The sequence below is a fragment of the Methylobacterium tarhaniae genome (assembly GCF_001043955.1).
GTDB lineage: Bacteria > Pseudomonadota > Alphaproteobacteria > Rhizobiales > Beijerinckiaceae > Methylobacterium > Methylobacterium tarhaniae.
Map to the genome: position 1 here is coordinate 1 of NZ_LABZ01000164.1, position 24,650 is coordinate 24,650.

Annotated in this window: 23 protein-coding genes; 13 read left to right on the forward strand and 10 right to left on the reverse strand. The window is 72.5% G+C overall.

Going from position 1 to position 24,650, the window contains the following annotated elements:
• Positions 1 to 70 precede the first annotated feature (70 nt).
• Positions 71 to 1,183: a CaiB/BaiF CoA transferase family protein gene (locus VQ03_RS21535; RefSeq protein WP_048452960.1), complete on the reverse strand. Its 1,113-nt coding sequence runs from the start codon at positions 1,181 to 1,183 to the stop codon at positions 71 to 73.
• Between the two features lie 212 nt (positions 1,184 to 1,395).
• Here VQ03_RS21535 and VQ03_RS21540 point away from each other — a divergent pair, with 212 nt between their 5' ends.
• From VQ03_RS21540 to VQ03_RS21550, 3 genes are all read left to right on the forward strand, one after another.
• Positions 1,396 to 2,157, forward strand: coding sequence for an SDR family NAD(P)-dependent oxidoreductase (locus tag VQ03_RS21540; protein ID WP_048452961.1), 762 nt, complete (start codon positions 1,396 to 1,398; stop codon positions 2,155 to 2,157).
• A gap of 44 nt (positions 2,158 to 2,201) precedes the next feature.
• The gene (locus VQ03_RS21545) at positions 2,202 to 3,332 is read left to right on the forward strand and encodes an acyl-CoA dehydrogenase family protein (RefSeq protein ID WP_048452962.1); all 1,131 of its coding nucleotides are present in this window, start codon (positions 2,202 to 2,204) and stop codon (positions 3,330 to 3,332) included.
• 442 nt (positions 3,333 to 3,774) lie between these two features.
• Positions 3,775 to 6,384 (forward strand): sensor domain-containing phosphodiesterase, encoded by a 2,610-nt coding sequence (locus tag VQ03_RS21550; protein ID WP_053078688.1) that lies wholly within the window; start codon positions 3,775 to 3,777, stop codon positions 6,382 to 6,384.
• A 54-nt stretch (positions 6,385 to 6,438) separates the two neighbouring features.
• On the opposite strand, the gene VQ03_RS21555 is transcribed toward VQ03_RS21550, so the two are convergent.
• Positions 6,439 to 7,842 (reverse strand): amidase, encoded by a 1,404-nt coding sequence (locus VQ03_RS21555; RefSeq protein ID WP_048452963.1) that lies wholly within the window; start codon positions 7,840 to 7,842, stop codon positions 6,439 to 6,441.
• 279 nt (positions 7,843 to 8,121) lie between these two features.
• Here VQ03_RS21555 and VQ03_RS21560 point away from each other — a divergent pair, with 279 nt between their 5' ends.
• The 3 genes from VQ03_RS21560 (at position 8,122) to mtnA (ending at position 11,287) form a co-directional block, all read left to right on the forward strand.
• The gene (locus tag VQ03_RS21560) at positions 8,122 to 8,787 is read left to right on the forward strand and encodes a hypothetical protein (protein ID WP_053078689.1); all 666 of its coding nucleotides are present in this window, start codon (positions 8,122 to 8,124) and stop codon (positions 8,785 to 8,787) included.
• Positions 8,788 to 8,950: 163 nt separating this feature from the next.
• Positions 8,951 to 10,096, forward strand: coding sequence for an iron-containing alcohol dehydrogenase (locus VQ03_RS21565; RefSeq protein WP_048452964.1), 1,146 nt, complete (start codon positions 8,951 to 8,953; stop codon positions 10,094 to 10,096).
• Between the two features lie 93 nt (positions 10,097 to 10,189).
• Positions 10,190 to 11,287, forward strand: coding sequence for an S-methyl-5-thioribose-1-phosphate isomerase (gene mtnA, locus VQ03_RS21570; protein WP_048452965.1), 1,098 nt, complete (start codon positions 10,190 to 10,192; stop codon positions 11,285 to 11,287).
• A gap of 82 nt (positions 11,288 to 11,369) precedes the next feature.
• Here the strand turns inward: mtnA and VQ03_RS21575 are convergent, their stop codons facing one another.
• The 5 genes from VQ03_RS21575 to VQ03_RS21595 form a co-directional block, all read right to left on the reverse strand.
• Positions 11,370 to 12,368: a MaoC family dehydratase gene (locus VQ03_RS21575; RefSeq protein WP_048452966.1), complete on the reverse strand. Its 999-nt coding sequence runs from the start codon at positions 12,366 to 12,368 to the stop codon at positions 11,370 to 11,372.
• Positions 12,369 to 12,466: 98 nt separating this feature from the next.
• On the reverse strand, positions 12,467 to 13,132 hold the full coding sequence (nfi, locus tag VQ03_RS21580) for a deoxyribonuclease V (protein ID WP_048452967.1): 666 nt from the start codon (positions 13,130 to 13,132) through the stop codon (positions 12,467 to 12,469).
• 31 nt (positions 13,133 to 13,163) lie between these two features.
• Positions 13,164 to 14,261: a redox-regulated ATPase YchF gene (gene ychF / locus VQ03_RS21585; protein ID WP_048452968.1), complete on the reverse strand. Its 1,098-nt coding sequence runs from the start codon at positions 14,259 to 14,261 to the stop codon at positions 13,164 to 13,166.
• Positions 14,262 to 14,355: 94 nt separating this feature from the next.
• Positions 14,356 to 14,967 carry an aminoacyl-tRNA hydrolase gene (gene pth, locus VQ03_RS21590; protein WP_048452969.1) on the reverse strand — a complete coding sequence of 204 codons (612 nt, stop codon included), beginning with the start codon at positions 14,965 to 14,967 and terminating at the stop codon, positions 14,356 to 14,358.
• A gap of 91 nt (positions 14,968 to 15,058) precedes the next feature.
• Positions 15,059 to 15,736 carry a 50S ribosomal protein L25/general stress protein Ctc gene (locus VQ03_RS21595; protein WP_048452970.1) on the reverse strand — a complete coding sequence of 226 codons (678 nt, stop codon included), beginning with the start codon at positions 15,734 to 15,736 and terminating at the stop codon, positions 15,059 to 15,061.
• 302 nt (positions 15,737 to 16,038) lie between these two features.
• On the opposite strand from VQ03_RS21595, the gene VQ03_RS21600 reads away from it, so the two are divergent.
• Positions 16,039 to 16,551 (forward strand): retropepsin-like aspartic protease family protein, encoded by a 513-nt coding sequence (locus tag VQ03_RS21600; RefSeq protein ID WP_048452971.1) that lies wholly within the window; start codon positions 16,039 to 16,041, stop codon positions 16,549 to 16,551.
• 21 nt (positions 16,552 to 16,572) lie between these two features.
• Here the strand turns inward: VQ03_RS21600 and VQ03_RS21605 are convergent, their stop codons facing one another.
• The 3 genes from VQ03_RS21605 to VQ03_RS21615 form a co-directional block, all read right to left on the reverse strand.
• Positions 16,573 to 17,160 (reverse strand): TadE/TadG family type IV pilus assembly protein, encoded by a 588-nt coding sequence (locus VQ03_RS21605; protein ID WP_167376116.1) that lies wholly within the window; start codon positions 17,158 to 17,160, stop codon positions 16,573 to 16,575.
• A gap of 68 nt (positions 17,161 to 17,228) precedes the next feature.
• Positions 17,229 to 17,894: a TadE/TadG family type IV pilus assembly protein gene (locus tag VQ03_RS21610; protein ID WP_083468143.1), complete on the reverse strand. Its 666-nt coding sequence runs from the start codon at positions 17,892 to 17,894 to the stop codon at positions 17,229 to 17,231.
• A 94-nt stretch (positions 17,895 to 17,988) separates the two neighbouring features.
• Positions 17,989 to 18,483, reverse strand: a complete 495-nt coding sequence (locus VQ03_RS21615) for a pilus assembly protein N-terminal domain-containing protein (protein ID WP_048452974.1) — start codon at positions 18,481 to 18,483, stop codon at positions 17,989 to 17,991.
• Between the two features lie 286 nt (positions 18,484 to 18,769).
• On the opposite strand from VQ03_RS21615, the gene VQ03_RS21620 reads away from it, so the two are divergent.
• From VQ03_RS21620 to VQ03_RS21645, 6 genes are all read left to right on the forward strand, one after another.
• Positions 18,770 to 18,982 carry a Flp family type IVb pilin gene (locus VQ03_RS21620; protein ID WP_048452975.1) on the forward strand — a complete coding sequence of 71 codons (213 nt, stop codon included), beginning with the start codon at positions 18,770 to 18,772 and terminating at the stop codon, positions 18,980 to 18,982.
• Between the two features lie 216 nt (positions 18,983 to 19,198).
• Positions 19,199 to 19,705, forward strand: a complete 507-nt coding sequence (locus VQ03_RS21625; RefSeq protein ID WP_048452976.1) for an A24 family peptidase — start codon at positions 19,199 to 19,201, stop codon at positions 19,703 to 19,705.
• 256 nt (positions 19,706 to 19,961) lie between these two features.
• Positions 19,962 to 20,762: a Flp pilus assembly protein CpaB gene (gene cpaB, locus VQ03_RS21630; RefSeq protein WP_048452977.1), complete on the forward strand. Its 801-nt coding sequence runs from the start codon at positions 19,962 to 19,964 to the stop codon at positions 20,760 to 20,762.
• Between the two features lie 76 nt (positions 20,763 to 20,838).
• Complete coding sequence (locus VQ03_RS21635) at positions 20,839 to 22,344, forward strand: type II and III secretion system protein family protein (protein WP_048452978.1); 1,506 nt, start codon at positions 20,839 to 20,841, stop codon at positions 22,342 to 22,344.
• A gap of 83 nt (positions 22,345 to 22,427) precedes the next feature.
• On the forward strand, positions 22,428 to 23,144 hold the full coding sequence (locus tag VQ03_RS21640; protein WP_048452979.1) for a CpaD family pilus assembly protein: 717 nt from the start codon (positions 22,428 to 22,430) through the stop codon (positions 23,142 to 23,144).
• Between the two features lie 111 nt (positions 23,145 to 23,255).
• Complete coding sequence (locus VQ03_RS21645) at positions 23,256 to 24,500, forward strand: CpaE/TadZ family protein (protein ID WP_048452980.1); 1,245 nt, start codon at positions 23,256 to 23,258, stop codon at positions 24,498 to 24,500.
• The last annotated feature ends 150 nt before the right edge of the window (positions 24,501 to 24,650 follow it).

A 24,650-nucleotide genomic window follows, 5' to 3' on the forward strand; every position in this document is an offset into this window, starting at 1 on the left:
GGAGCGGCCGGCGCCGATGGGTGGTCGTATAGTCCCCGTTCCCTGGGCCGTCAACACTCATTTTCCCGGCTCAGCTTCGAAAACTCCCCTCCCCGCTCCAGCGCGTGATTGCCTCGGCCAAGGAGAGCGGCGCGGATGGTGGCCGGATCGCGGTGGGCGTGCCGGAGAACCGGGGTGCCGGCGCGGGCTGCACGATGCCCTCGACGGTGACGAAGGTCCGCCGTGCCGCGAGGTGCGGGTGGTCGGCGGCTTCGGTGAGCGTGAGGACGGGTGCCACGCAGGCATCCGTCCCTTCGAGGAGGCGGCACCACTCGTCGCGCGTCCTGCCGGCGAACAGCGCCTCGAGCTTGCGCCGCAGCAGGGGCCACGCCGCCGGATCGTCGCGCCGGTCGAAATCCGGGTCGGAATCGAGGCCGGTGAGGCGGCGGAAGAGGGCGTAGAATTGCGGCTCGAGCGGCCCGAGAGCGATGTGTCCCCCGTCGCTGCAGGCATAGGTGCGGTACCAGGGCGCGCCGCCGTCGAGCAGGTTCGCCGCGCGCCGGTCGCTCCAGCGCCCTTGCGAGGTCAGTTCCGAGAACATCGCCATCAGGGACGCGGAGCCGTCGCAGATCGCCGCGTCGACCACCTGGCCCTGCCCCGTTCGGCCGGCCGAGAGCAGCCCGGCGAGGATCCCGGCGACGAGGTAGAGCGAGCCGCCGCCGTAATCGCCGACGAGGTTGAGCGGCGGCACCGGGTGTTCCTCCGGCCCGATCGCCGCGAGCGCTCCGGTCACCGCCATGTAGGTGATGTCGTGCCCCGCCGCGGCGGCCAGCGGACCGTCCTGGCCCCAGCCGGTCATCCGGCCGTAGACGAGGCGCGGATTGCGGGCGAGCACCGCGTCAGGCCCGAGGCCGAGCCGCTCCATCACGCCGGGGCGGAACCCCTCGATCAGGGCATCGGCGCGATCCAGCAGCGCGAGGGTGCCGGCGCGGTCGGCCGAATCCTTCAGGTCGACCGTCACGGTTGGCCGCCCGCGGGAGACGACGTTCCTGGAATAGGGATCGGCGCCGCCGGGTCGATCGAGGCGCACCAGCTCGGCGCCCATATCGGCGAGCAGCATGGCGGCGAAGGGGCCGGGGCCGATGCCCGCGAACTCGACGATGCGCAAGCCCGCGAGCGGCCCGCCTTGCCCGGCTGGATTCATCCCTTCCCTCCCCCCGTGACGCCCCCGTGATCCGGTGGCTGTTGTCGCTTCGCCATCGGCGCCTTGACGATGCCCGGCCCGACCCATAGCGATGGGTCTCAAGCCACCCTCCGCCTAGCAGACCGGCCCGCCCCCCGTCATGGGTGGTCGCGCGACGCGGAGGGCCCGTCACCCACCGTTCGAGTGGGGACGAGGAACAGGGAGGATCAGGCATGAAGGTCAACGGCGTAGCGGCCATCGTCACGGGTGGCGGATCGGGTCTGGGCGCGGCGACCGGCCGGGCGCTGGCAGCGGCGGGCGCGAAGGTCGCGCTTCTCGACCTCAACGAGGGCGCCGCCGCCGAGGTCTCCGGAGAGATCGGTGGCCTCGCCCTCTCCTGCGACGTCGCCGACGCGGCCAGTGCCGAGGCGGCGGTCGCCCGGGCTGCGGAGGCTCACGGCCCGGCCCGGATCCTGGTCAACTGCGCCGGCGTCGCGACGGCCGGCCGGATCGTCGGCCGTCACGGCCCGCTCGACCTCGCCAGCTACGCCAAGGTGATCCAGGTCAACCTGATCGGCAGCTTCAACCTGATGCGTCTCGTGGCGGCCGGTGCGCTGGCGCTCGATCCGCTCGAGGGGGGCGAGCGCGGCGTCATCATCTCCACCGCCTCGGTCGCCGCCTATGAGGGCCAGATCGGCCAGGCGGCCTATGCCTCCTCGAAGGCCGGCGTCGTCGGCCTCACCCTGCCGGCGGCGCGGGAATTCGCCCCCGCCGGGATCCGCGTCTGCACCATCGCGCCGGGTCTCTTCGAGACGCCGATGATGCGCGGCTTGCCGCAGGAGGTGCAGGATTCGCTCGGCGCCTCCGTGCCCTTCCCCTCCCGCCTCGGCCGGCCGGAGGAATACGCGAAGCTCGCCCTCGCCATCATCGACAACCCGATGCTCAACGGCGAGGTCATCCGCCTCGACGGCGCCCTGCGCATGCAGCCCAAGTAGGTCAGGTTCAAGTGAGTCAGGTTCAAGCGAGGGGAGACGGCGCGATGCTGACCGACGATCAGATCCTGATCCGCGACACCGCCCGCAGCTTCGCGCAGGAGCGCCTGAAGCCGTTCTCGGCCGATTGGGACCGGGAGGCGCGCTTCCCCCGCGAGGCCATCGCCGAGATGGGAGCGCTCGGCTTCATGGGCATGCTGGTGCCGGAGGAGCATGGCGGGGCGGCCGTCGACCACGTCGCCTATGCGCTCGCCATCGAGGAGGTGGCGGCGGGCGACGGTGCGGTCTCGACCGTGATGAGCGTGCACAACTCGGTCGGCTGCATGCCGATCCTGAAGTTCGGCAGCACGGAGCAGAAGCAGCGCTTCCTGGGGCCGCTCGCCCGCGGCGAGCAGCTCGGCGCCTTCTGCCTGACCGAGCCCGGCGCCGGCTCGGATGCCGCCGCGCTCAAGACCCGGGCGCGGCGTCGCGGCAATGCCTGGATCCTGTCGGGCACCAAGCAGTTCATCACCTCCGGGGCGAATGCGGATCTCGCCATCGTGTTCGCGGTGACCGACCCGGAGGCCGGCAAGCGCGGCATCTCCGCCTTCATCGTGCCGACGAAGACGCCGGGCTACAAGGTCGCGCGCATCGAGCACAAGCTCGGCCAGCGCGCCTCGGACACCGCCCAGATCGTGTTCGAGGACATGGAGCTCACGCCCGACCTGATGCTCGGCCAGGAGGGCGAGGGCCTGAAGATCGCGCTCTCCAACCTCGAGGGCGGGCGGATCGGCATCGCCGCCCAGGCCGTCGGCATGGCGCGCGCCGCCTTCGAGGCGGCTCTGGCCTATGCGGGTGAGCGCGAGACCTTCGGCCAGACGCTCACCCAGCACCAGGCGGTCGCCTTTCGCCTCGCTGACATGGCGACGCGGATCGAGGCCGCGCGCCTCCTGGTGCTGAACGCCGCCCGGCTGCGCGATGCCGGGCAGCCCAGTCTCAAGGAGGCGGCGATGGCCAAGCTCTTCGCCTCCGAGATGGCGGAAGGCGTCTGCTCCGACGCGATCCAGATCCATGGCGGCTACGGCTACCTCGCGGATTATCCCGTCGAGCAGATCTACCGCGACGTGCGGGTGTGCCAGATCTACGAGGGCACCAGCGACGTCCAGCGGATCGTGATCAGCCGGGCGCTGACGGCCTGACCTGCCGTAGGCGCCGCGGGCACCGGATCCGGGGCCAGGCGGCGCTCGCACGAGTGCGCTGTGCATCGGCATGCCGATGGCACAGCGTCCGGCGCATCTGTGCCCGGCCGCTCCGGCGCGGACCCATTCGGACTATGCCGGCGCCTTCGAACGGCTTCGGTCGAAAGCGCCACGGTACCGGTAGTAAAAACCGCAGATCGGTACTGTGGCATGCCCTAGAGGTGGAAATCCTCATCCGTCCGGCAGCAATTCAGCGCCGTGGGATAGAGGATGCGGCCCGTCCTCGCCCCTCCCCACTGTGACGGAGATCGCTCGATCGGTGGCGCCTCGTCCGCGTGCGAACGAGGTAACGGCGGTGCTTTAATAACTTCGTAACTTTTTTGACATTGTGTCGAGGCTCGCCTGGCGTCCCGGCGCCGATCCGCCGGCAAGGAGCGTCGCGGTGCAACTTCGTCCCGAGCGGGAGGCCGAGCGGCTCTCCGACCTGCATGCCCTCGGCATTCTGGACACGCCGCCGGAGGCCCAGTTCGATGCGGTCTGCCGCCTCGCCCGCACGCTGTTCCGGGTACCCTATGCCTGGATTTCGCTGGTCGATGCCGAAAGGCTCTGGTGCAAGGCCTCCGCCGGCATCCAGTTCGGGCCCACCGCCCGGGACGCGGCCTTCTGCCACCACGCCATCCTGAGCGACGCGCCCCTGGTGGTCGAGGACGCGAGGAGCGACCCGCGCTTTCACGGCGTCGCGCTGGTGACGGGGCCGCAGGGCGTCCGGTTCTACGCCGGCCTCCCGCTGATGCTGCGGCCGGGCCTGCCGCTCGGGACCTTCTGCCTCGCGGACACCGTCCCGCGCCGGCTCTCGGAGGATGAGAGCGCGCGGCTCTCCGACCTCACCGCCGTCGTGGTGGCCCAGCTCCGGCATTACGAGGCCCGCGTCGCCAGCGAGACCGAGGCCCTGCGCCGACGGGCGAGCGAGGAGGCCCTGTCCCAGGCCAGCCGCAACCTGACGCTGGCCGAGCAGATGGCGCATATCGGCCATTGGCGGGTCGACCTCGCCTCCGGCGCGGTGACCTGGTCGGACGAGGTCTGCCGCATGCACGGGCGGGCGCCGGGAGACCCGGCCGCCTGCATCGAGGAGGCCCTGTCCTATTACCACCCGGAGGATCGCGGGCGGATCGCCGCCCTCGTCACCGATGCGCGGGAGCGCCGGGCCGGCTTCTCCTTCAAGGCGCGGATCCTGCGGCGCGACGGCGAGGAGCGGGTCATCGTCTCGCGCGGCATCTGCGAGTGCGACGAGACCGGCGCCGCCGCGGCCCTGTTCGGCAGCGCCCAGGATGTGACCGAGATGGACCGCGCCCAGGCCGAGCTGCAGGAGCGCACCGCCCGCCTGCGCGCCAGCACCGCCCTCCTGGACGCCACCCTGGAGCATATGGACCAGGGCCTGATGATGGTCGACGAGGCCGGGATCGTGCGGGTCTGCAACGAGCGCGCCATCGCGCTCCTCGACCTGCCGCGCGACCTGATGCGCAACGCCCCGACCTTCGACGAGGTCCGGCGCCACCAGATTGCCCGGGACGACTTCGCGCGCTGCGAGGCCGCCTTGCGCGAGCAGGTCGCGCACGGGCCGCTCCCGACGCATCCCCGCACCTACGAGCGCGAGCGGCCGGACGGCACGGTGCTGGAGGTCCGCACGGTGCCGCTCCCCACCGGCGGGGCGGTGCGCACCTACACCGACATCACCGCCCGCAAGGCGGCGGAGGCGCAGGTCGCCCACATGGCCCGGCACGACACCCTGACCGGGCTGCCCAACCGCGCCCTGTTTCGCGACAGCCTCGACCGGCGCCTGGCGAGCCAGCGGCGGCACGGCGGAGCTTGCGGCCTGCTCTGCCTCGACCTCGACGCGTTCAAGGCGGTCAACGACACCCTCGGCCATCTCGCCGGCGACGCCATGCTGCGCGAGGTGGCGGGGCGGATCCGCGCCGTCCTGCGCCGGGAGGACCTGGCCGCGCGACTCGGCGGCGACGAGTTCGCGGTTCTGCTCGGCGGTGAGTCCGATGCCGCCGCGACGGCCGAGCGCCTGATCGCGGCCCTGCGCGAGCCGGTGGATCTCGGCGGGCAGGAGGCGACGATCGGCGTCAGCATCGGCATCGCCGTCGCGCCCGAGCACGGCCTCGACGGCGACACCCTGATCAAGCGCGCCGATCGCGCGCTCTACCGGGCGAAGTCGGAGGGCCGCAACACCTACCGGCACTTCGCCGCCGCCATGGACCGGGCGGCGGAGGAGCGCCGGCGCCTCGAACTCGACCTTCGCCTCGCGCTGCAGCGGGGCGCCTTCGCCCTGCATTACCAGCCGGTCTTCGATCTCGCGGGCGGCCGGATCACCGCCGTCGAGGCGCTGCTTCGCTGGAACCACCCGACCCGCGGCCGGCTGGACCCCGCCGCCTTCCTGCCGCTGGCCGAGGAGACCGGCCTGGTCGTCCCGCTCGGCGAATGGGTCCTGCGCACGGCCCTGCGCGACGCGCGGGCGCTCCCGCCGGAGATCCGGGTGGTGGTGAACGTCGCGGGCGCGCAGCTGCGCCAGCACGGCCTCCCCGGCGCGGTGCGGGCCGCCCTGGCGGCGGCGGGCGAGCCGCCCGGGCGCCTCGAGCTCGACATTGCCGAGGGCGCCCTCGCGGAGGCGGGCGGGCGGCTGGCGGACCTCGCCGATCTCGGGATCGGGCTCGCCTTCGACGATTTCGGCGCCGGCGCCTCCTCCCTCGGTGCGCTGCGGCGCCTGCCCTTCGGGCGGATCAAGCTCGCCCGCGCGCTCGCCGGGGATGCCGCGTTGCCGCAGGCCTCCGGCCTCCTGCGCGCCGTCGTCGCCCTCGGGGAGGCGCTCGGCCTGGAAGTCACGGCCAAGGGTGTCGAGACCGAAGCGCAGCTCGCCGGCCTGCGGGAGGCGGGCTGCACCGGAGCGCAAGGGTTTCTGCTCGGCCGGCCGGTGCCGTTCGGCGAGCTCGCGCCGATGCTCGGGGAGGCCGTCGCGTTCCCCGGTCCGCGACGCAGCCGGGGCGCGTGAAGGGGTCGTGGTGCGCGGCCGGGTCGACGGCCTGGATCGCGCGGACGCGGACTTTCATCGGCGCGCCTCCCCGGGCAGGGCGGGCCAGCGATCCGCGAAGGGGAGTTGCCGCTCCAGCGCCTCGGCGAGGTCGAGGAGCCGGTCGTCGCAGCCGAACCCCGCCACGATGTGGAGGCCAATCGGCATCCCGTCCGGCGCCGGATCGACCGGCAGGCTCAGGGCCGGCAGCGCCGCGGCGTTGACCCAGCCGGAATAGACCGCGTGGCCCCGGGGGCCGACCGGCCGGCCGTCGATCACCTCCGGATAGACCGCATCCGCCGCCCAGGGCATCGCCGCGGCGGATGGGGTGACGAGGAGATCCAGCTCCGCGAAGGCGGCGCTCGCCGCGTTGCGCAGGGCCTGCACCCGTTCGAGAATCGCGGCGAGCAGGGTCGCGGGGGTGCGGGCGCCCTCCTCGGCCATCGCCCGGTAGGGCGCGCTCACCCGCGCGGCCAGGGCCGGATCGGCCTCGAACAGGCGGGCGAGGCCGATCTTGCCGATCTCCGGCCACAGCGCGTTCAGCCCGGCGATGTCGAAGGGCAGCGGCCCCTCCTCCACCTGGACGCCGATGGCGTCGAGATGGGCGAGGGCCCGTCGGCAGGAGGCGGCGACGACGGGCTCGAGCGGCGCATCGCCGATGCGCTCGACGTAGCGGGCCCGCAACGGCCGCTCGGGATGCGGTTCCGGCCGGAAGGTCGACCACAGCACCCGCGGATCGGCCCCCTGCATCAGGGCGAGCACCGCGCGGCTGTCGGCGACGGTGCGGGTGAGCGCGCCCGCCACCTCGAAATCGAGGAGCGGCGAGGGCAGGCCGCCGTGGCGCGGCACCCGGCCGAGGCTGCTCTTCAACCCGACGAGGCCCGTATGGGCGGCGGGCCGGCGCAGGGAGCCGCCGCCATCGGTGCCCAGCGCGATCGGCGCGTAGCCCGCCGCCGTCGCGGCGGCTCCCCCGCCGGTCGAGCCGCCGGGCGTCAGGGCCGGGTTCCAGGGATTGCGGGTGACGCCGAACCGGGCCGATGCCGTGTAACCCTGCACGGCGAATTCCGGCATCGTGGTCTTGGCGAGGGTGACGAGGCCGGCGCGGCGCATCCGCGCCACCGGCAGCTCGTCATGGGGGCTGGGAGCGGCCTCGCCCGGCTCGGCATAGGTCGAGGGCAGGCCCGCCGTGACCAGGAACTCCTTCACGGTCATCGGCACGCCGTCCAGGGCGGAGAGCGGCCGGCCGGCGCGCCAGCGGGCGGCGCTCGCCTCGGCCTCCCGGCGCGCGCCCGGATTCTCCCGCGTGATCGCGTTGAGATGCGGCTCCCAGGTCGCGGCCCGTGCCCGCGCCGCATCGAGGGCGTCGACCGGCGAGGCGCGCCCGGCCGCGAAGAGCCGGCCGAGCTCGATCGCGGAGAGCCGCCACAGCTCCGCGCTCATGCGGTGCCTGCGGCGATCGGGTCGTGGTCCGGCATGGGCTTTCCTGGGTTTGGCAGATGATTTGCTGAGGGCAAATGATTTGCTGAGGGCAGATGATGTGCGACGGCCCGTGGCAGCAAGATCGATGTCGCAGGCACGATCCTGGCACCGTCCCGACCAGGCGGGCATGGCCGGACGGCACGGCCGCCGCGGCAGCGGCCGGCCTGCGCCTCGATGCCGTCCCTCACCACCCGCAGCCAGTCCCTGGTCATGACCCATCCGCCTGGAGGATCCGCGACGATGACCGATATCGCACTCGGGGTGATCCTGCCCTCCTCGAACCGGGTGGTGGAGCGGGCGACGGAAGCGCGGCTCGCCGGCCGCCCGGTCGCCGCCTGCTACGCGCGGGTGCCCTACGGGGCGATGCTCGCCGGTGACGGCGCCTATGACGAGGCGGTCTTCCTCACCGCCGCCGATCTCCTGGCCGATGCCGGGGTGGCGGCCCTGTGCTGGAACGCCACGCGGGGCGCCGCCCTGGGCTTCGCGCCCGACGAACGCCTCTGCGCATCCGTGACCCGCCGCACGGGCCTGCCGATGGTGACGACGGCGCTCGCCGCCCGGGCACGGATCCGTCGCGCCGGCTATCGCCGCCTCGGCCTCGTGGTGCAGGGAGGGGCGGACGAGGCCGGGCTGGTCGGCGCCCGCTTCGCCGGGGCCGGCATCGCCGTCGGCAGGGTCCGCCCCCTCGGCATCACCGAGAACCGCCTGGCGGCCGAGGTCGATCCGTCCCGCCTCGACGACGCGGCGCGGGAGGCCGCGTCCGGCAGTGACGCGGTGCTGATCTGGAGCACCAACCTGCCCGGATGGCGCCTGCCGCCCGCACTCGACGGCGTGCCGGTCCTCGACGCGACGAGCCTCGGCACGGCGGCGCTGCTGGCGGCGGCCGGGTTGGCGGACGGCTCGTGACGGCCCTGCATGCCGCTCCCGCAATGCTGATCTCGGAAGGCCTGTGTTAGAGAACGATGCAGGCCCGGGACAGGGCGTGAGGGAGGAGCGGGACGGGCGCTGCGGCGTTCTCAAGGCGCCTCCGTGCGTCCGAGCCGGGCTCCCGTCACAGCAGGCAGCCCCCATGAGCCTCATCACCTATCTCACCCGGATCCAGTTCGAGCGCGGTGCCGTCCGGCTGATCGCCGAGGAACTGGCGCTCCTCGGCGCGAGCCGGCCCCTCGTCGTGACCGATCGCGGCGTCGTGGCGGCCGGCCTGATCGCCCGCGTCCTCGACGCCGCCGGCCTGCCCGCCGCCACCCCGGTCTTCGACGGCACGCCCGAGAACCCGACCGAGGAGGCGACGCTGGAGGCCCGCGACCGCTTCCGGGCCGAAGGCTGCGATTCGGTGATCGCGGTCGGCGGCGGCTCGCCCCTCGACCTCGCCAAGGGCGTGGCGCTCCTCGCCACCCACGACGAGCCGCTGGCGACCTACGCGGCGATCCTCGGCGGCATCCCGCGCATCCGGGCCGACCAGCCCCCGGTGATCGCGGTGCCGACCACCGCCGGCACCGGCAGCGAGGTCGGCCGCGCCGCCCTCATCACCCTTGCGGACGGGCGCAAGCTCGGCTTCATCTCGCCCCATCTGATTCCGAACGTGGCGATCTGCGATCCCGAGCTGACCCTCGGCCTGCCGGCGGGCCTCACTGCCGCGACCGGCATGGACGCGCTGACCCACTGCATCGAGACCTACCTGAGCCCCCGCCACAACCCGCCGGCCGAGGCCATCGCCCTCGACGGGCTCGCCCGCGCCACCCGCTCGCTCCCCCGCGCGGTCCGGGACGGCAGCGATATCGCGGCGCGCGAGGACATGATGATGGCCGCGCTGGAGGGTGGCATGACCTTCCAGAAGGGCCTCGGCGCCGTCCACTCCATGTCGCACGCGCTGGGCGGCCTGAAGGCGAAGCGCCTGCACCATGGCACCCTCAACGCCGTGATCCTGCCGCACGTGCTGCGCTTCAACGCCCCGGCCTGCGAGGAGAAGTACGGCGCCCTGCGCCAGGCGATGGGCCTCGCCGCGGGCGCCGACCTCGCCGCCGCGATCGAGGCGTTGAACCGCGACCTCGGCCTCCCGGCCGATCTTGCCGCCATGGGGGTCACCGAGACCGATTGCGAGGCGCTGGTTCCCCGCGCGGTCGAGGACCACTCGACGGCGACCAACGGCCGGCCGGTCGGCGCGGAGGAGTTCCGGGCGCTCTTCCGGGCCTCGCTGCGGGGCGCCGCGGCGTAGGCGGCCGGCCGCCGCTGCGCGAGCCTCGGGGGGACCGTCCGGAGAGGGCGGTCCCGGTCGCGCGACGGGCCCCGCCCGTGCTAGACCTCCGCCATGAAGATCGACGGCCGCCACTACCGCACCATCTTCCCCGCGCCCGACGGCGAGGGGATCTGCGTCATCGACCAGACCCGCCTCCCCTTCGCCTTCGAGACGAAGGTGCTGCGGAGCGAGGCCGAGGCCGCGGTCGCGATCCGCACCATGATCGTGCGGGGCGCGCCGCTCATCGGCGCCACCGCCGCCTACGGGCTGGCGCTGGCGATGCGCGAGGATCCGTCCGACCGCAACCTCGACGGGGCGCGGGAGCGGCTGGCCGCCACGCGGCCGACCGCGATCAACCTGCGCTGGGCCCTCGACCGGGTCGCGGCCCTGCTGCAGCCGCTCTCCCCGGGCGGGCGCGAGGCCGCCGCCTTCGCGGAAGCCGCCCGCATCGCCGACGAGGACGTGGCGAGCTGCCGGGCCATCGGCGAGCACGGGGCGGCCCTGATCGCCGAGATCGCCCGCCGCAAGGCCGGGCCCGTGAACGTGCTGACCCACTGCAATGCCGGCTGGCTCGCCACCGTCGACTGGGGCACGGCCCTGGCGCCGATCTACGTCGCGCACGATGCCGGCCTCGCCGTCCACGTCTTCGTCGACGAGACCCGGCCGCGCAACCAGGGTGCGGCGCTCACCGCCTTCGAGCTCAACGCCCACGGCGTGCCCCACACGGTGATCGCCGACAATGCCGGCGGGCACCTGATGCAGCACGGGCAGGTCGATCTCTGCATCGTCGGCTCGGACCGGACGACCTCGACCGGCGACGTCTGCAACAAGATCGGCACCTACCTGAAGGCGCTCGCCGCCCGCGATTGCGGCGTGCCGTTCTACGCCGCCCTTCCCTTCTCGACCATCGACTGGACCCTGACCGACGGCGTCGCCGGCATCCCGATCGAGGAGCGCGACGCCCGCGAGGTGACCCACCTCACCGGCCGCACCGACGACGGGGCCTTCGCCACCGTCGCCGTGGTCTCGCCGGGGAGCCCGGTCGCGAACCCGGCCTTCGACGTCACCCCGGCGCGCCTCGTCACCGGGATCATCACCGAGCGGGGCGTGGCGGAGGCGACGCCGGAGGGGTTGTTGGGGCTGTACCCGGAGCGGCGGGCGGCGGCTTGACTGTCCCCGGCGCAGTACGGGGGCGTCGCTTCCCCCGCACAGGGTCGTCCCGGGGCCGCGCAGCGGAGCCCGGAACGCCGCCTCACGCCCCCCGGCTCGGCGCCAGCCACGCCCCCGCGAAGCGAAACACCGGCTCGCCGCGCTGGTTGGTCCCGGTGGCCGTATGGCTCACCACGCCCCAGCCCGGCCGGGTGCGCGACGGCCTCGCCTCCGTCAGGGTCACGTCGTAGCGGATCGTGTCGCCGGCATAGACCGGCTTCAACCATTGCAGGTCGCGAAAGCCCGGCGAGGGCCCGCCCTCGACCACCGGCTCGCCACGCTCCGCCGCCAGGACCCGGCCGCGGTCGCGGGCCGCCACCATGCGCTTCATCCAGGCCGCGGCGGTGTGCCAGCCCGAGGCGCACAGGCCGCCGAAATGCGTCCGCGCCGCCGCCGCCTCGTCGACGTGGAAGGGCTGCGGGTCGAAGGCGCGGGCGAAGCGCAGGATGTCGTCGCGGGTGAAATGGTGCGCGCCGAGATCGAAGGGCCGGTTCAGCGGCATGTCCTCCAGATAGGCCGGCGGCAGCGCCTCGCCCTCGGGCCGCTCGGCCAGTGCCGGCTCCTCGGGCGGGCGGGGCCGCGGCGGCAGGGGCGGCGTGCCGCGACGGCCGAACATCGCCCAGAAATCCTGGGTCATCACCGGCTGGCCGGCGCCGTTCGCGATCTCGAGCAGGAAGCGCACGAAGCCGCGGTCGGGCTTGCTGCCGGAGGGCCGGCTCTCGGTCACGCTCATGCGCATCGACAGGGCGTCACCGGGGCGGACCGGACGCAGCCAGCGCACCTCCTCGACGCCCGGCGAGCCCATCGAGCTCGATTGCAGGATGAAGCCGTCGGCGACGAGGCGCATGCCCAGCGCGCAGGTATGCCAGCCCGAGGCGATCAGCCCGCCGACGAAGCTGCCTTCAGCCGCCGCCTCGTCGGTGTGGAATCCCTGCGGGTCGAACTCGCGGGCGAAACCCACGATGTCGTCGCGGCTCACCGCGAGGGGCCCGAAATCGAGCCGGACACCGGGCGTGAGATCCTCGAAGCAATAGCGGGGCATGGCTGTCGGCGTCCGGCGGCGTTGCGGGGCCGCCGGGCTAGCACGGCAAAGGTCTGACACGGAAGCGCCCGCGGCTCAAAGAAAAGGCGCCCGCGGCCCTAAGAAAAAGCGCCCGCGGCCTTGTGGGCGAGGCGGATCGGCTCCGGCAGGCGGAATTTCGGTGCGCAGGCGAGGACCAGGGCGACGCTGGTCGGGATGTCGGCGAGGTGTCCCGGCGAGATGAACAGCGGATGCTTGGCCGTGCGCGTGCGGACGACCGCGCCGATGGTCTCCCCCCTGTCGATCAGCGGCTGATGCGCGCCCTTCTCCTCGTCGAGGGGGGCGTTGCGGCCGCAGAGCCGGGTCTTGCCGACCCCGATCGTCGGGCGCTGGAGCCACAGCCCCATATGGCTGGCGATGCCGATGCGGCGCGGATGCGCCGTCCCCATGCCGTCGAACAGGAACACGTCCGGCTCGGCCTTCAGCCGCCCGAACGCCTCCTCCAGCACCGGGCCCTCGCGGAAGCTGAGAAGGCCCGGCACGTAAGGGAACGGCGTCGGCATCAGGGCCGTCACGGTCTCGACCACCCGGAAATCCGGATAGGTCGCGACCACGATCGCCGCGTGCGAGCGATCGTTCTTCACGCTGACATCGACGCCGGCGACGAACCGCACGGCGTCGAGGTCGATCGGGCGGTCGGCCACGATCTCGGCGGCGAGCCGGCGCTGGAGCGCCACGGCCTCCGTGGGCGTCAGGTCCCAGTCGTGGCGCCGGACGAGGTCCATCCTGGTTCCTTGCCCGTTTCGTGGCGTGCCGTCAGTTGGCGAAGCGGAAATGCAGCACGTCGCCGTCCTGCACCAGGTATTCCTTGCCCTCCAGCCGGAGCTTGCCGGCCTCGCGGGCCCCGGCCTCGCCCTTCAGCGCCGTGTAGTCGGCGAAGGCGATGGTCTCGGCGCGGATGAAGCCCTTCTCGAAGTCGGTGTGGATCACGCCGGCGGCGGCAGGCGCGCGGGTACCCTTGGTGATGGTCCAGGCCCGGGCCTCCTTCGGCCCGACGGTGAAGTAGGTGATGAGGCCGAGCAGCTCGTAGCCGGCGCGGATCACCCGGTTCAGGCCGGGCTCGGCGAGGCCCACCGCCTCCAGGTACTCGACCTGCTCCGCCGGCGGCAGCACCGCGATCTCGCTCTCGATCTTGGCCGAGACGACGACCGCCTTGGCGCCCTCCTCCTTCGCGCGGGCGAAGACGGCGGCCGAATGGGCGTTGCCGGAATCGGCCGAGCCTTCCTCGACGTTGCAGACGTAGAGGACGGGCTTGGCCGTCATCAGGCCGAGCTGCGAGAACAGGCGCTCCTCCTCCGCCTTGCGCTGGACGAGGCGCGCCGGCTTGCCGTCGCGCAGGAGCGGCAGCGCCCGCTGCACGAGGTCGAGGGTCTCCTTGGCCTCCTTGTCGGCGCCCTTGGCCTTCTTCTCCAGCGCGGTGACGCGCTTCTCGAGGCTGTCGAGGTCGGCCAGCATCAGCTCGGTCTCGATCGTCTCGATGTCGGCGATCGGGTCGACCTTGCCCTCGACGTGGGTGACGTCGCCGTCCTCGAAGCAGCGCACGACGTGGGCGATGGCGTCGACCTCGCGGATATTGGCGAGGAACTGGTTGCCCAGGCCCTCCCCCTTCGAGGCGCCGCGCACCAGGCCGGCGATGTCGACGAAGGTCAGGCGGGTCGGGATGATCTCCTTCGAGGAGGCGATCCGGGCGAGGTCGTCGAGCCGGCTATCCGGCACCGCCACCTCGCCGACATTCGGCTCGATGGTGCAGAACGGGTAGTTCGCCGCCTGCGCCGCCGCGGTCTGCGTCAGCGCGTTGAAGAGCGTCGACTTGCCGACGTTCGGCAGGCCGACGATGCCGCATTTGAAGCCCATCAGATCGTTCCGTTCAGTTCAAGCAGATCGCCGGCCGGCGGCGGTGTTGCATCGCACTTGGTTGCATCGGACTTGCGGCGTCGGGGTGCACGGGTCAAGCCGGCTTCTCGCCGACGCGCTTCACCTCGTCCCAGCCCCGCCCGGCCATGGCGAGGTGGACCTTGTTCTGGAAGCGGGCATCCTCGCCCGAGGCGAGCAGGTCGGCGGCGTCGGCCATCGCGTCGCACAGGTCCTCGACCCACGGCATCTCGGCCTTGGCGAAGTCGTTGAGCACGTAGGCGTGGACGAGCGCCTTGTCGCCCGGGTGCCCGATGCCGAGGCGGGCGCGCCAATACTCGTTGCCGCATTGCGCGGTGATCGAGCGCAGGCCGTTATGGCCGGCATTGCCGCCGCCCTTCTTCACCCGGAGCTTGGCGGGAGCGAGATCCAGCTCGTCGTGGAACACCACCACGTCCTCCAGCGGGATCTTGTAGAAGCGCTGCGCCTCGGCCACCGCGCGGCCGGATTCGTTCATGAAGGTCAGGGGCTTGAGCAGCAGCACGCGCTCGGCTCCGATCGTCGCCTCGGTGCTCTCGCCCTGGAACTTGCGGCGCCACGGCGCGGCGCGATGCCGGCGCGCGATCACGTCGAGCGCCATGAAGCCGATATTGTGCCGGTTGCCCGCGTAGCGGGTGCCGGGATTGCCGAGGCCGACGAACAGCCGCATGGCGACAGACAGCTCCCCGAGAAAGCGGAAACGCCCCGGGTCTCGCGACCGGGGCGTCCCGATGACAGGTGAGGTCGAGCCGGGAAGCGGCTCAGCCCTCCTTGGACTCGCCCTCGGCGGTCTCCTCGGCGGCCTCGGCCGCCGACTCGGCGCGGGCGGCCTCGGCCACCGCGGCCTCCTCGGCCTCCACCTCGGCGCCGAGCACGGTCGGCGGCACCAGCGTGGCCACCACCTCGGCGCCGTCGAGGGCGAAGGTGGCGCCGGCCGGCACGGGCAGGTCGGAGACGTGGATGGTGTCGCCGATGTTCTTGCCGGTCAGGTCGACGGTGATCGCGTCGGGGATCGACTCGGGGGCGACCGAGACCGTCACGGTGTGGTGCACGACGTTGAGCGTGCCGCCGTTCTGCTTGATGCCCGGGGCCGCATCCTCGTTCGAGAAATGCACCGGCACCTCGACCTCGACCGACTGGCCGGCGACGACGCGCAGGAAGTCGACGTGCAGCGGGACGCCCGAGACCGGGTCGAGCTGGTAGTCGCGCGGGATCGCCCGGACCGTGCGGCCGCCGGCGCTGATCTCGAACACGGTGGTCAGGAAGCCACCGGCGTAGATCAGGGTGCGGGTGCGGATGAGGTCGACGGCGATGGCCTGCGGCGGCTGGTTGCCCCCGTAGATGACGGCCGGCACCTGGCCCTGGCGACGAACGGCCCGGGCGGCCCCCTTGCCGACCCGGTCGCGTGCCACGGCCTCAAGCGGCTTCACGGCGCTCATGGCGTGATCCTTAAAACTGATGTTGCGGATGGCTCAAACGCCGAAGGCCGCCCCCTCGAGGACGGCCCTGTGAACCGACGTCGCCACGCCCGTTCCCGTCAGGGGAATCCGGCCTCCAAGGGTGTCCGGCGGGCGGGGTGCTGCTAGCAGACGCGAACCCCGATGGCAAGGACGGGCAGGATCGGGAGATGCATCGGATTGGGGCCGATCGCCGGAGGGATCCTTAACCGGTCCGCCATGACCCTGCCGGCGCGCCCCGCACCTGCCGGGCTCCCCCCTCGATCCCTCGCCGGAGATTGTCCGTGACGCGCCCGATCCTCTGGGCCCTCGGCGTGCTCGCGACCGCCGCCCTCACCGGCGGGTGGATGACCGAGCGCATCGCGAAGCTCTCCCTCGGCAGCCCGAACCCGGCCGCCGGGACGCCGCCGCCTCATCCCCGCGACGTCTCCACCGTGACGCTGGCCCAGGACCTGTCCGGCCATTACTGGGCCCACCCGCAGGTCGAGGGGACGGTGCTGCGCATGCTGGTCGATACCGGGGCGACGCTCTGCGCCTTCACCCGCGAGGATGCGGCCCGGATCGGGCTGAAGGTCGCCGAGCGCGACTTCACGGCGAGGGCCGCCACGGCCAACGGCACCGTTCCGGCCGCCCCGGTGCGGGTGCGCGAGATGCGGGTCGGCGGGATCACGGTGCGCGACGTCGAGGCGATGGTCCTGCCGGGCGGGCGCCTCGAGACCAGCCTGCTCGGCATGTCGTTCCTGCGCCGCCTGCGCGGGTTCGAGGGTGCGGCGGGCCGGATGACCCTGCGGGGATGACCGCGCGGGGAGGAGGTCGGCTCAGGTGCCCGGGCAGGCCCCGCCATTGGTGGCCTTCACGACGGTCGGCAGTACGATCTCCGGCGCCGAGGTGACCGAGACGTTGTAGATCTTGCCGTTGCGCACCGGCCAGATCACGGTCTCGGTCATGGCGCCGAGGTTGAACCGAGAGGCGAAGGCCGCGCCGAGGATCGGCCTGTAGGGCATCGTCAGCTCGACGACGACGTAGCGGGCGCCGGGGGTCTTGAAGGCGTCCGGCACCGGCGGCACGGCGGTCACGCCGGTGGGGGCCTGCACGGCGGCGCTGCCGGCATCCACGGCGTAGGAACAGACCTTGGCCCCGCCCTTCGCGTTGTCGACCCCGACCGCCTTGGCGGCGATGCGCGCGGTGGCGCCGTCATAGGGCGCCAGCACGGCCCGCCCGACCCTCACGATGGTGGCGAACTGGGTGGCCGAGACGTCGCCCGCCTCCCGGGCCACGAGGTCGGCCACGGTGCGGGCCGCCAGCGTCACCTTGCGCAGGTTGCTGATGTAGCCGGCGAGATCGGTGGTGCCGACATAGAGAAGCAGCAGGATCGGCAGCACCATCGCGAACTCGATCGCGGCCACGCCCTCCTGTGCCCTCGCCAAGTCCGCGGCAGCGCGCCGAAGGCCGGGCGCCCGCCGCCGCCGGACGTTCATTGGTAGGGCTCCGTGCGAAAGGCGACGGTGCTCTGCAGAACGCGCTTGCCGTTCGCCAGGGTGCCGGGGTTGAGGAAGCTGAAGAAGACCGGGAACTCCACTGCGGCCTGCACGAGCACGATGTCGTTCGAGCCCGGATTCTCGTATTGCTCGCCGAATTTCGTCGGCTTTTCACGCCACGTCCTGCTGGTTGCGTCGATCGGGCTCGGCGGCGCGTAGTTGGTCTTGCCGGTCATGTTCAGCACGTCGATCTTGACGCTGCGGCAGTCGAAGAGCGTGACCCGGCTCTTGCAGATCGCCTCGCCGAACGTCGCCAACGTCTCCTTCGCGCTCGCATTGGCGGGCCGGGCGGCCTGGAACTGCCCGGTATAGAGCTGGCGCGCCGCATTCGAGACCGCGTTGTCGAGGATCTGGCCGGCGAAGAACGCCAGCGCGGTCTCGACGATCGCCGCCACGAGGCAGAGGAACGGCATCGCGATCAGCCCGAACTCCACCGCCGTCACACCCTCGCGGGCGGAGGCGAAGCGGGCGGCCCACCGACGCGGCGCGCCGAGGCGCCCCCGCGGCCCGCGGCCGGATGGCGGCGCGAGCGACAGGCCGTGCGTCGCCGCGGCCTGCCCGGCCGGCGGAGCTGGGGCGCGAATCGGGCGACGTCGGAACATGGCGGGTCACGTCCGGAGCGAGCCGGGTCAGCGGCTCAGGAACCTGCCGAATACAAGGGAGGGGTTTCGGTTCGGTTGCGCGAAACGCCGATTCTCAGCGCATCGGCGCCTGCCCGCCGGCGTCGCCTTTCGTCGCCATCGCGTTGCGCTGGCCGGTCTGCCCGCTCATCTCGGAGAAGTAGCGCTGCGCGTCGCCGAGCTGCATCGAGGGCTGGCAGGCAGGGGTGCAGGAATAGGATTCGCGCTCGAGCCCGCGCTGCACCGTCACCACCGAGGGGCTCCCGCCGCGCACGCTGATTGCGGATTCCGCCAGCATCGTGCCCGCCGCATCCAGGGCGATGAGGTTGGTGCTGCCGAAGCTCTTGCCGGTCAGGACCACGATGCCGTTCCGCTGCAGCGAGACGTCGGCGATGATCGGGTTGCCGACGATCACGGTCGCGGTGCGCTCCGGCAGGCGGATCACCTTCGCATTGTCGACCGAGACCGTGACGGTGGCGCCGTCGCCCGCCTGCGCGGCGGCGGGTACCATCAGCGCGAAGGCCAGGAGGCGCACGGCACGCGGGAGGCTCGGGCGGCGGGGCGGGCTCATCGGTGGTCTGGTCTTTCGGACGCGACTGTCTCTCCCGGCAGTCAAGCGCCTGACGGTTGATAAACCGCTAAGCCGGCGCGTCGGCGCGGGCTGACCTCGGGCCAAGCAATTCGAGCGTCTGGCCTATCGATTGTTAACCACCGCTGGAATCTCGGCTCGAACGGACAGAGCCAACGATCGTTTTAACTCAACCTCAACGCGCCTCGACCTAGGTTGTCATCGGTCCCGATCGGCGCCAGTCGATTGTCGGCGGACTTACCGAGATCAATCAGGCGGGAACACAGTCATGATCACCAAGCTGAAGCGTTTTGTCAGCGACGAATCGGGCGCCACGGCGATCGAGTACGGCCTGATCGCGACCCTGATCGCCCTCGCGATCATCGGCGCGGCCCGGACGGTCGGCTCCAACCTGTCGAGCCAGTTCACCAACATCGCCGCCAACCTCGCGCCGGCGCCGGCGACTGGCGGTGGCGGTGGTACTGCTGGCGCCGGGAATTAAGGGCCGCAACGCCGGTCCGCGTCGGGCGGGTCGGCGCATCCCCGAACGCGTGCGGCGCTGAGTCGACCCTCGCCCGGCCGGCCCGATCCGCGCTCCTCACCGGTCGCAGCCCGGCCGCCTCATGGCGCCGGGCGGGCCTGTTCGAAGGGCGGCCCCTGACGGGTCCCGGTGGGTCGGCCGCGAGGCCGTACATGAAGATTCCAGCCGCGAGCCCGCATGGCCAGCCTCTGCCTCCTCGTCGTCTTCCCGTTCCTGATGGCCTATGCGGCCGCCAGCGACCTCCTGACGATGACGATTCCCAACCGGGTCAGCGTGATCCTGATCGCCGCCTTCGCGGTGCTGGCGGCTGCGGCGGGGCTCGGCTGGTCCGAGATCGCCGGTCATGCCGGCGCAGGTGCCCTGGTTCTCGTGATCGGCTTCGCCTTGTTTTCGGCGGGCGTGATCGGGGGGGGCGACGCCAAGCTCGCGGCGGCGACCGCGCTCTGGCTCGGCTACGGCTCGCTGCTCGACTACGTCCTCGTCACCTCCCTGTTCGGCGGCGTGCTCGCCACGGGCGTCCTCGCCCTGCGCCGGTATCCCCTCCCCGGCTTCGCGGCGTCCTGGACCTTCGCGGTGCGCCTGCAGGTCGGACGGGCGGTCATGCCCTACGGCATCGCCCTGGCGGCAGCCGCCCTCGTCGTCTGCCCGTCGGCCCCGCTCTGGCGCCTGGTTCTGCCGGGCTGAGCGTCCCATGATGCTGGCCCATGAATGCCGGCCATGCGGCGGGAGAGGCGCGACGCGCCCTCATCCGCCGCTTCGACGCGTGCAGGCCTCCGCGGACCGTTGCCCTCAAGGCCTGCAGCACACCGCCACCGCGTCGCGGACCCGGCACGACTCGTTAACCCTAAGGGGAATTAACCTTAATTTGAGGAATGCCTGATGAGGTCCGGCAGGGGGCGGCGCCGCGCCGCGCCCTGCCGTGCTCTCTCGTTGGCCCCGCATGAAGTCATCGCGCTTGCTCCTCGTCAGCGTCGCCGTCGTGACCGGCGCGGGGGCGTTCATCATGATGAGCGGCCGCGAGCCGCCGCCGCCGGTCGCGCCGGTCGCCGCGCCGGCCCCAGCCCCGGCCATCGAGATGGTGGAGGTTCTGGTCGCCTCCGCCGAGCTGCCGATGGGACAATCCCTCAAGGCGGCGGACCTGCGCTGGCAGCCCTGGCCGAAATCCGCGGCGGGCGACGGCTTCCTCCAGCGCGCGAGCGCCCCGACGGCCCTCCAGGACACCGTCGGGTCGATCGTGCGAAACCCGTTCCTCTCCGGCGAGCCGATCCGGCGCGAGAAGCTGATCAAGGCCGATGGCAGCGGCTTCCTGTCGGCCATCCTGCCGGCCGGGATGCGCGCCGTCGCGATCTCGATCGATGCCCGCGGCAGCAATACCGCCGGCGGGTTCATCCTGCCGAACGACCGGGTCGACGTGCTGCGCACCTCCCGCGACGAGGACGGGTCGCGCGGCGACGTCCAGACCTCCGTGACGATCCTCACCAACATCCGGGTGCTGGCGGTCGGCCAGACCGTGCAGGAGCGCAACGGCGAGCGGGTGGTCACCGGCGACACCGCGACGCTCGAGCTGACCCCGGCCCAGGCCGAGGCCGTGACCCTGGCCCAGAGGGTGGGCCAGCTCTCCCTCGCCCTGCGCAGCCTCGCGGATGCCGGCCAGACCGCCCCGGCCGCGCCGGAGCCAGAGGCCGAGGGCGGCGTCACCATCGTGCGCTACGGCGTCGCCAAGCAGATGCCCCGCCGATGAGCGCGCGCCCGTCCGGCCATGACCGCGCGACCGGCCACCGCCCCACGAGTCCCCGCGCCCCACGAGTCCCCGTTCCATGACGATGCCCGAGACTCCCCTGGCGGCTCTGCGCGCCGTCCTCGCCGCCGGCGCGATGGCCCTCCTCGCCGCCGGGCCCGCCGCCGCCGTGGACGGCGTGGGGCTGCGCGGCTCCGGCCCGCGCGGCGGCCTGGTGCCGGCACCGGTGGTGAATGTCGGCCCCGACGAGGCCGACGTGTCGCGCCGCGTCGACCTCACCATGGGCCGCTCGCTGGTGATCGACCTGCCCCGGGACGCCAAGGAGGTCTTCGTCGCCAACCCCAAGGTGGCGAACGCCGTGGTGCGCTCGACCCGCAAGGTGTTCATCATCGGCGTCGAGAACGGCGCCACCTCGATCTTCGTGATGGACGGCGAGGGGCGCCAGATCGCCGCCCTCGACGTCACGGTGGGGCGCGACCTCAACGTGCTGCGCCAGACGCTGGCCGGCAGCATCCCGAACGGCCGCTTCGACGTGCGCCCGGCGGGCGATTCGGTGCTGCTCACCGGCGCGGTCGGCTCCGCGGCGGAGGCGCAGCAGGCCGTCGACATCGCCAACGCCTTCGTGGGCGCCGGCGGGAGCGGGGCGACGACCCGCGGCGCGGTGATCAACAACCTGACGATCCGCGGCAAGGACCAGGTGATGCTGCGCGTCACCGTGGTCGAGGTCTCCCGCCTGGTGCTCAAGCAGTTCGGCGTCAACCTGAACGCCAACTGGAGCGCGATGAACTTCGTCAACGGCGTCCCGTTCCCGCTGACCGGCGGCTCCTTCCCGGCCGGCAACACGATCCAGGGCACGCTCAGCTCGGGCGGCTTCTCCCTGACCGCGACCCTGCGCGCCTTCGAGCAGGCCGGCGTCTCGCGGGTCCTGGCCGAGCCGACCCTGACGGCGATCTCCGGCGAGGCCGCGACCTTCACCGCCGGCGGCGAGATCCCCGTCCCCACCAGCCAGACCTGCTCGGCCGTCGTCGCGTCGAACTCCTCGAACTGCGCGGTCGGCATCGACTACAAGCCCTACGGCGTGGCGCTGAACTTCACGCCCGTGGTCCAGTCGGAGAACCGGATCTCGATCCGGGTCGGCACCAACGTCACGGAGCTGGATCCGCAGGCCGCGATCCCGGTCTCCAACGGCAACAACACCATCTCGGTGCCGGGTCTCACGGTGCGCAAGTCCGAGACGACCATCGAGCTGCCCTCGGGCGGGACGATGATGATCGCGGGCCTGATCCAGCAGCGCAACCGCCAGGCGATCAGCGGCCTGCCGGGCATGCTCAACCTGCCGATCCTCGGCGCCCTGTTCCGCTCCCGCGACTACCAGCGCCAGGAGACGGAGCTGATGATCATGGTCACCCCCTACATCGCCAAGCCGATGGATCCCGGCCAGGTCCGCAAGCCCGATGACGGCTTCACCGAGTCGAGCGACAGCCAGGCGGTCCTGCTCGGCCGCTTCAACCGGCTCTACGGCGTGGTCGGCGCCGCCCCCCTCGGCTCCGGCTATCGCGGCCGCGTCGGCTTCATCACCGACTGAGACCGCTCCCTTCAGAAGACCCCCTCCGAAGATCCGGCCCGCAGGGTTGCGCTGCAGGCCGGCCCGCCGAGGCACCGCCGACCATGACCCGCATCGCCCTCCGCCTGCTCATCCTCGCCGCCTCGGCCAGCCTCGCGGCCTGCGCCGCCGACCGGCGGCTGACCACGGGCTCGACCTATCCGACGACGGTCCCCGAGCGGCATCCGATCGTGCTGACGGATACGCCCCGCAATCTCGACGTGTTCGTCACCGGGACCGGGCATATCGACCCGCGCCAGGCCGACGACGTCGACGGCTTCCTCGCCGAGTACCGCCGCTACGGCCGCGGCGTCCTGGTCCTGGAGGTGCCTCGCGGCTCGCAGGTGCCGGGCGGCGCGGTGGACCGCACCCTCGAGGGGGTGCGCGCCCGGGCGGTGGCCCGGGGGGTGGCGCCGCGGGAGATCGTCGTCGCGCCCTATCCGGTCGCCAACGTGGCGGTGAGCGCGCCGTTGCGCCTCAGCTTCCAGCGCATGCAGGCCAAGGTCGCGGGCGCCTGCGGGCTCTGGCCGCAGGATCTCGGCTCGGCGGATGCGGGCTTCAACACCCGTAACGAGACCTACTGGAATTTCGGCTGCGCCAGCCAGTCGAACCTCGCGAGCCAGGTCGCCGACCCGGTCGACCTCGTGCGGGGCCGGCAGGAGGGCCGGATCGACACCGTGACCCGGACCCAGAACCTGATCGACCTGCGCACCGGAAAGGATCCGTCAACCACTTGGAAGCAGGATGGCCGCGCGAGCGTGAAGAACCAGGTGGCACAGTGATGAGGACGCGCCGGACGACAGTCGCTGCCGCGCCCGCGGCGAGGCGCGTCGGCACCGCCCTGGGCCGGGGACCGGACACGGGACGGCTTCCGTCCCGGCGGGCGCCGCGCCATGTCTGAACCGCGCGATTCCACCGACCGGGTCATCGCCCCGGTCCCCCGCATCACCGTGCAGGCCTTCTGCGAGAGCGGCGAGGTCGCCGCGGTGATCGAGGCCGCCGCCGGCGACCGGCGGATGCAGAAGGCCCATACCCGCGTCCAGATGGGCGGCGCGCCCGCCGCCGTCGAGGCCTACCGCAACGCGCCGACCCCGAACGTCATCATGGTCGAGATCGGCGCCGGCCGGGGCAACCCGCTCGCCGCCCTCGACAGCCTCGCCGAGGTCTGCGACGCCGGCACCAAGGTGGTGGTGATCGGCCACGTCAACGACGTGGTGCTCTACCGGGAGTTCATCCGCCGCGGCGTGAGCGAGTACCTGATCGCGCCGATCGAGCCCGTCGCCGTGATCGCGACGATCTCCGACCTGTTCTGCGATCCCGCCGCCGAGCCCCTGGGGCGGACGATCGCGGTGGTCGGCGCCAAGGGCGGCGTCGGCGCCTCGACGCTCGCCCACAACATCGCCTGGTCGGTGGCCCGGGACTACGGCACCGCGACGGTGATCGCCGATCTCGACGTCGCCTTCGGCACCGCCGGACTGAACTTCAACCAGGATCCGCCGCAAGGGGTCGCCGAGGCGGTGTTCGCGCCAGAGCGGGTCGATGCGAACTTCGTCGACCGCCTGCTGTCGAAGTGCACCGACAACCTGAGCCTGCTCGCGGCGCCTGCGACCCTCGATCGCCCGACCGACTTCGTCGAGGGCGCCTTCGACGGCGTGATCGACGTGCTGCGGGCGAGCGTGCCCTGCATCGTGCTCGACGTGCCGCATGCCTGGTCGGCCTGGTGCCGGCGCATGCTGATCGGCGCCGACGAGATCGTGGTGGTGGCCGCCCCCGACCTCGCCTCCCTGCGCAACGCCCGCAACCTGTTCGAGCTTCTGCGCAGCGCCCGGCCCCACGACCGCATGCCGCGCCTCGTCCTCAACGGGGTCGGCATGCCCAAGCGCCCGGAGATCGCCGTGGCGGAATTCGCCAAGGCCCTCGACGCGCCGGTCGCCGCCGCCATCCCGTTCGAGCCCGCCCTGTTCGGCACCGCGGCCAATAACGGCCAGATGCTGGCGGAGGTGCAGCCCGGCGCCAAGGCGACGGAGATCGTGAGCGAGCTCGCCGGCAGCCTGACCGGCCGCGTCGAGACCCGCCGCGGCCGGGCCAACCTCCTGGAACCGCTGCTGGCCCGCTTCGCCCGCCGCAAGGCGTCGTGATCCGGCCGGCGTCCCGAGCCGTCCGGACGGGGCGCCTGCTCCCGATTCACCCCGTTTCCCGAGAAGGCCGCTGATCCCATGTTCGGCAGGAGACCCGGAGCGGCGGCCCCGACGATGCCGGCCGCCCGTCCCGCCGGCCCCGCCCCGGTG